This is a genomic window from Sulfitobacter sp. AS59 (assembly GCF_038899995.1).
Lineage (GTDB): Bacteria > Pseudomonadota > Alphaproteobacteria > Rhodobacterales > Rhodobacteraceae > Sulfitobacter.
Genome location: NZ_JBBMQK010000012.1, coordinates 21,091 through 27,090 on the forward strand (window position 1 = coordinate 21,091; position 6,000 = coordinate 27,090).

Consider the following 6,000-nt stretch of genomic DNA (forward strand, 5'->3'; position numbering starts at 1 on the left):
ATAGGTGGCCGCCTAACATCAAAGCTTCAAACCCAAAGACCGCAATCAGCGCTGGAGGGGACTTGAGACAGATCAACAGGTTAGATAATATTTACTGTTCCATTGGGTTGGCGGCTCAGCTAGTCATCATGCGACATAATTAGAACTGGAGCCCCACCGTGAGAAAAGTCTTCATCACCGGCACCGCCGGCTTCATCGGTTTCCACCTCGCACAACTCCTGCTCGACGAAGGCTTCCGCGTCCACGGATTTGACGGCATGACGGATTACTATGACGTCAAGCTAAAGCAGCGTCGGCATCAGATACTGCTTCAGAACCCGCATTTTTCGATGACCGAGGGGATGCTTGAGGACGACGCGCTGATCACGCAAATCACGGATGATTTCGCGCCGGATGTGATTGTCCACCTCGCGGGGCAGGCAGGCGTTCGCTATTCGCTGGAAAACCCGCGGGCCTATCTCGACAGTAACCTTGTCGGCACATTCAACGTGATGGAAGCCGCGCGGCGCTTGAAGGTTGAGCATCTGTTAATGGCGTCGACTTCTTCGGTTTACGGGGCCAACGAAGACATGCCGTTCGCTGAAACGGACAAGGCAGATACCCCACTCACCTTCTATGCCGCCACCAAAAAGGCAAATGAGGCGATGGCGCATTCCTACGCTCACTTGTGGGATTTGCCGACGACGATGTTCCGCTTCTTCACGGTCTACGGTCCCTACGGGCGCCCAGATCTGGCGCTGTTCAAATTCGTCGACGCAATCCTCGATGGGCGCCCCATCGATATCTACAACCACGGCGACATGCACCGTGACTTTACCTATGTCACCGATCTCGTGCGCGGCATCCGCCTGTTGATCGACACGCCCCCTGTGCGCCTAGACAACCGCGAGGTGCCCGAAGGCGACAGTCTCTCCCCCGTGGCCCCCTACCGTATCGTGAACATCGGCAACTCTGACAAAGTGCGGCTGCTTGATTTTGTGGATGCAATCGAAGAAGAGCTTGGCCAAAAGGCGATCCGTAACTACATGCCAATGCAGATGGGCGATGTGCCCGCCACTTGGGCGAATGCGGAACTGCTAAAGACCCTCACGGGTTACAAACCACAGACCGATATCAAGGATGGTATTCGGGAATTTGTAGCTTGGTTCCGCGACTATTACGCCAAGTAGTTTTTAGAACGAGGAGTTTGCGATGCCGACCCTGAATGACGCCCCCATCGCCGTGATCGGCTTGGGGTATGTTGGCCTGCCCTTGGCGGTCGAATTTGGCAAGCAGCGCAAAGTCGTTGGCTTTGACATTAACACCGCCCGTATCGCCGAACTGCGAGCGGGCAAAGACAACACACTTGAGGTCAATGCCGAGGAAATGGCCGAAGCGGCACATCTGTCGTTTACCGACCAGCTTGGTGATCTTGCTGACTGTACCACCTTTATCGTAACGGTCCCAACGCCGATCGATGAACACAAACGCCCCGATCTCACCCCCCTGCTCAAAGCGTCAGAGACGATCGGCAAGGTTCTAAAACGCGGCGATATCGTGATTTATGAATCCACGGTCTACCCTGGTGCGACCGAAGAAGACTGTGTCCCTGTGCTGGAGAAAACCTCCGGCCTGACCTTCAACCAAGACTTCTTCGCCGGCTACTCACCCGAGCGGATCAACCCCGCAGACAAAACCCACCGTCTGCCAAATATTGTCAAAGTTACGTCCGGCTCCACCCCTGAAATCGCCGATAAGGTCGATGCGCTCTATGCCTCAATCATCACCGCTGGCACGCACAAAGCGCCGTCCATTAAGGTAGCAGAGGCCGCGAAAGTGATCGAGAATACGCAGCGGGATGTAAACATTGCGCTGGTGAATGAGCTCGCCCTGATCTTTAACAAGCTCGACATCGACACCCAAGATGTTCTCGACGCGGCGGGCACCAAATGGAACTTTCTCCCCTTCCGCCCCGGCCTCGTCGGTGGTCACTGCATCGGGGTTGATCCATACTACCTGACGCAGAAAGCCCAATCTGTCGGCTACCACCCCGAAGTCGTCCTCGCCGGGCGCCGCATCAACGACGGCATGGGCTGCTACGTCGTCGGCCGCACCGTCCGCGAAATGATCGCCCGCGACATCCCAGTAAAAGGCTCGCGGGCGTTGGTTATGGGGCTGACGTTCAAGGAAAACTGCCCGGATCTACGAAATACGCGCGTGATTGATATTATCCGAGAGCTTGAGAGCTATGGGATTGAGGTGGATGTCTATGATCCGTGGGTCGATGCGGCAGAGGCTAAGCGCGAGTATGGGGTGGAGATGACTGAAACACCTGATGTTCGGGGGTATGACGCGGTGGTTGTGGCTGTGGCCCACAGCGTGTTTGAACGAGAAAACATTTCTATCAATTATGGCGCGCCCAAGGCTATAATCTTCGACGTTAAAGGCATACTACCACGAAGCACGGGCGCTTTGCGTCTTTAATCGGAACAAGGCACCGCCCTTTGAAACATGTTAACTACTGATTTTTCGCGCGCGAAAAATCAGTAGTTTTGGTCTGGATGACTATCATACGGAACGGAGTACTATTCGTTTCCAAACCCTTTGCGACCGATCGAGACATAGGCCGTAAATCCTGCCTGCTTCACATCCTTTGGCGCATAGATGTTACGGAGATCGGCCATGACAGGCGTCGTCATACGTTTAGCAATCCGGTTTAGATCTAAAGCGCGGAATTCGTTCCATTCGGTCAGGATTACTACCGCGTCAGCGTTCTGGGTTGCTTTATATACATCCTCATTCCAAGCGACGCCTGGCAACAGCCCCTCCCCTTCACGCTTACCTTGGGGGTCTACGACGCAGACCTTGGCACCGTTCCCGACCAGCCATGGGACTATTGTCAGGCTGGGGGAGTCACGCATGTCATCTGTGTTCGGCTTGAAAGTCACGCCCAGCACAGTGATCACTTTGCCATTTACCGAGCCCCCGCACAGGTCAACGATCTTATCGATCATACGGCGCTTAACCTGATCATTCACCTTGATCACAGTTTCAGTCAACTGCATCGGTGTCGAATGGTCTTGCCCAATACGAGCCAGAGCTTGGGTGTCCTTAGGAAAGCAGCTGCCCCCATACCCAGGACCTGCATGAAGGAATTTTTCGCCAATACGGCCATCAAGGCCCATACCTTTCGACACCATTTTGACGTCAGCACCGGTCTTTTCACACAAAGCGGCGATTTCGTTGATAAAGGTAATCTTGGTCGCCAGGAACGCATTGGCCGCATATTTGATCATCTCAGCGCTTTCCAGATCGGTTGCCATGATCGGGAACTCACGAAGGTAGAGAGGGCGATAAATTTCATTCATCACCTCTGCCGCCCGTTCATTCTGCACACCCACAACAACACGATCAGGGCGCATGAAGTCGTCAATCGCAGCCCCTTCCCGCAAAAACTCGGGGTTGGATGCAATGTCGAATTCTGCCTTAGGGTTCGCTTTAGAAACAACCTGTTTGACCTGACGGTTGGTGCCCACTGGCACGGTAGACTTAGTGACGACTACGGCATAGCCGGTCAGCGCGGTCGCAATCTCTTCTGCAGCAGCCATGACGTAGGTCAAATCCGCATGCCCGTCCCCACGGCGCGTCGGTGTCCCAACCGCGATGAAGACAGCGTCAGCACCGTCGACGGCCTCGGCCAAATTGCCCGTGAAAGAAAGACGGCCCGCGTTGACGTTCTTGGCCATGAGGTCTTCAAGACCAGGCTCATAAATCGGGGCTACACCGTTCTTGAGTTGCTCGACCTTCTTCGGATCTTTGTCGACACAGACAACATCATGTCCAAAGTCAGAGAAGCAAACACCAGACACCAACCCAACGTATCCGGTACCGATCATAGCAATTTTCATAAAACAAACTTTCTAAATCAATGTGTGTATCACCTGAAATAAATAGCCTGCTGTGTCAATTTATTGAATACGCTTTGGTGAACTTGACGTTGACCTGCCACGGGATTTTTCCTCCATCGCTGTTGAATGTCACCGAGAACTGACCCGGTAGCGGTCAGAATTGTCACTGAGAACTGACCCATGTGTAACCGTGCCCCTGACGGGATTTGTCGGGGGTTATTGGAGTGATAGACATGGGATTTTTGAGCGTAATTCGACGATGGGCTTTGAGGGACAAGATGCCCATTCGCGAGATTTCACGGCGGACTGGGCTGTCTCGCAACACCATCAGGAAGTACCTGCGGGCTGACATCGTTGAGCCCAATTTCCGAACGCCGACGCGGCCAAGCAAGCTGGATCCATTTGCCGAGAAACTGTCGGGCTGGCTTCTGACCGAGCAGCGAAAGTCGCGCAAGGAGCGACGCACGGCCAAGCAGATGCATGCGGATCTGGTGCAGCTTGGTTTTGATGGATCGTATGAACGCGTGGCGGCCTTTGTACGGGGATGGAAGGCAGACCGGCAGCATGTAATGCAAACCACCGGGCGGGGAACGTTCGTGCCGTTGGTTTTCCAACCGGGTGAAGCGTTCCAGTTCGACTGGAGCGAGGATTGGGCCACTATCGGCGGCGAACGCGTCAAGCTTCAGGTCGCCCATATCAAACTGTCACATAGTCGCGCGTTTTTGGTGCGGGCTTATTTGTTGCAGACCCACGAGATGCTGTTTGATGCTCACTGGCATGCTTTCCGTGTGTTCGGTGGCATCCCGGGCCGTGGCATCTATGACAACATGAAGACGGCCGTGGACAGGGTTGGGCGGGGCAAGCAACGCGATGTGAACGCACGGTTTTTGGCGATGACCAGCCACTACGTCTTTGAGCCGGAGTTTTGCAATCCAGCTGCAGGATGGGAGAAAGGCCAGGTTGAGAAGAACGTCCGCGATGCGCGCCATCGATTGTGGCAAGTCGCGCCTGTCTTCCCTGACCTTGAGGCCCTAAATGAATGGCTGGAAGATCGCTGCAAGCTGCTGTGGGCTGAGACGGCGCATGGCAGTTTGCCCGGAAGCATTGCCGATGCCTGGGAGGCTGAGAAAGCCGCACTGATGCCGCTGCCAACGGCCTTTGACGGCTTTGTTGAGCTGAGCAAGCGCGTGTCACCAACCTGCCTGATCACCTTTGATCGTAACCGTTACTCTGTGCCTGCCAGCTTCGCGAACCGCCGTGTTAGCCTGCACATCTATCCCGAACAGTTGGTCATCGTGGCCGAGGGGGCCGTGATCTGCACCCATGAGCGCATCATTGAGAGGTCGCACCACAAACCCGGCCGCGTCATCTATGACTGGAGGCACTATCTGGCGGTGCTTCAGCGCAAACCTGGGGCATTGCGCAACGGCGCTCCATTCCTGGAAATGCCCGATCCCTTCCGACAATTGCAGGATCAGTTGCTGCGCAAGCCCGTAGGAGATCGGGAGATGGTCGATATCCTGTCGTTGATCCTGCACCACGATGAACAGGCCGTGCTCTGCGCCGTGGAGATGGCACTGGAAGCAGGCGTGCCAACCAAGACCCATGTGCTGAATCTGCTTCACAGGCTGGTGGATGGTACTCCGACCGACCAACCCGATGTGACGCCACCGTCGGCTCTGGCCCTGAATAAGGAGCCTGAAGCCAATGTCAGCCGCTATGACGGGCTACGGCAGGGAGGGGCACGTCATGCGTCATGACCCCGCCGGTGCCGCCATCGTTATTATGCTGCGCAGCTTGAAGATGCCGGGTATGGCACAGGCTGTCGGTGATCTCATCGAACAGGGGGCACCTGCGTTCGATGCAGCCGTCCCCATGCTATCTCAGTTGCGTAAAGCGGAAATGGCTGAACGAGAGGTGCGTTCAATCGCCTACCACATGAAGGTCGCCCGCTTCCCGGCGTACAAGGACCTCTCTGGCTTCAATTTTGCAGCAAGTGAGATCAACGAAGCCCTCGTGCGCCAGCTCCATCGCTGTGAATAGCCCTTAGATTTGTAGACGCTTTCTTCCCTAACTTTGAGGCAAGGAGGCCGTTATGGGGAAGCCAAATTTC

At 55.2% G+C, this 6,000-nt stretch carries 4 protein-coding genes and 1 pseudogene; 4 read left to right on the forward strand and 1 reads right to left on the reverse strand.

The window, feature by feature from the left end:
* Positions 1–158 precede the first annotated feature (158 nt).
* Together WNY39_RS17320 and tviB are read left to right on the forward strand one after the other, a co-directional pair.
* Entirely contained in the window at positions 159–1,169 is a 1,011-nt protein-coding gene (locus tag WNY39_RS17320) for a GDP-mannose 4,6-dehydratase (RefSeq protein WP_342847561.1), read from the forward strand.
* Between the two features lie 22 nt (positions 1,170–1,191).
* Positions 1,192–2,463, forward strand: a complete 1,272-nt coding sequence (gene tviB, locus WNY39_RS17325; protein ID WP_342847562.1) for a Vi polysaccharide biosynthesis UDP-N-acetylglucosamine C-6 dehydrogenase TviB — start codon at positions 1,192–1,194, stop codon at positions 2,461–2,463.
* A 101-nt stretch (positions 2,464–2,564) separates the two neighbouring features.
* On the opposite strand, the gene WNY39_RS17330 is transcribed toward tviB, so the two are convergent.
* Positions 2,565–3,887, reverse strand: a complete 1,323-nt coding sequence (locus WNY39_RS17330; protein WP_342847564.1) for a UDP-glucose/GDP-mannose dehydrogenase family protein — start codon at positions 3,885–3,887, stop codon at positions 2,565–2,567.
* Positions 3,888–4,120: 233 nt separating this feature from the next.
* Between WNY39_RS17330 and istA the strand changes: the two genes are divergently transcribed.
* Together istA and WNY39_RS17340 are read left to right on the forward strand one after the other, a co-directional pair.
* Positions 4,121–5,647 carry an IS21 family transposase gene (istA, locus tag WNY39_RS17335; RefSeq protein ID WP_342847566.1) on the forward strand — a complete coding sequence of 509 codons (1,527 nt, stop codon included), beginning with the start codon at positions 4,121–4,123 and terminating at the stop codon, positions 5,645–5,647.
* Positions 5,637–5,927 (forward strand): annotated as a pseudogene (locus WNY39_RS17340) (ATP-binding protein); the annotation flags it as partial. The gene istA and the pseudogene WNY39_RS17340, both read left to right, overlap by 11 nt.
* Between the last annotated feature and the right edge of the window lie 73 nt (positions 5,928–6,000).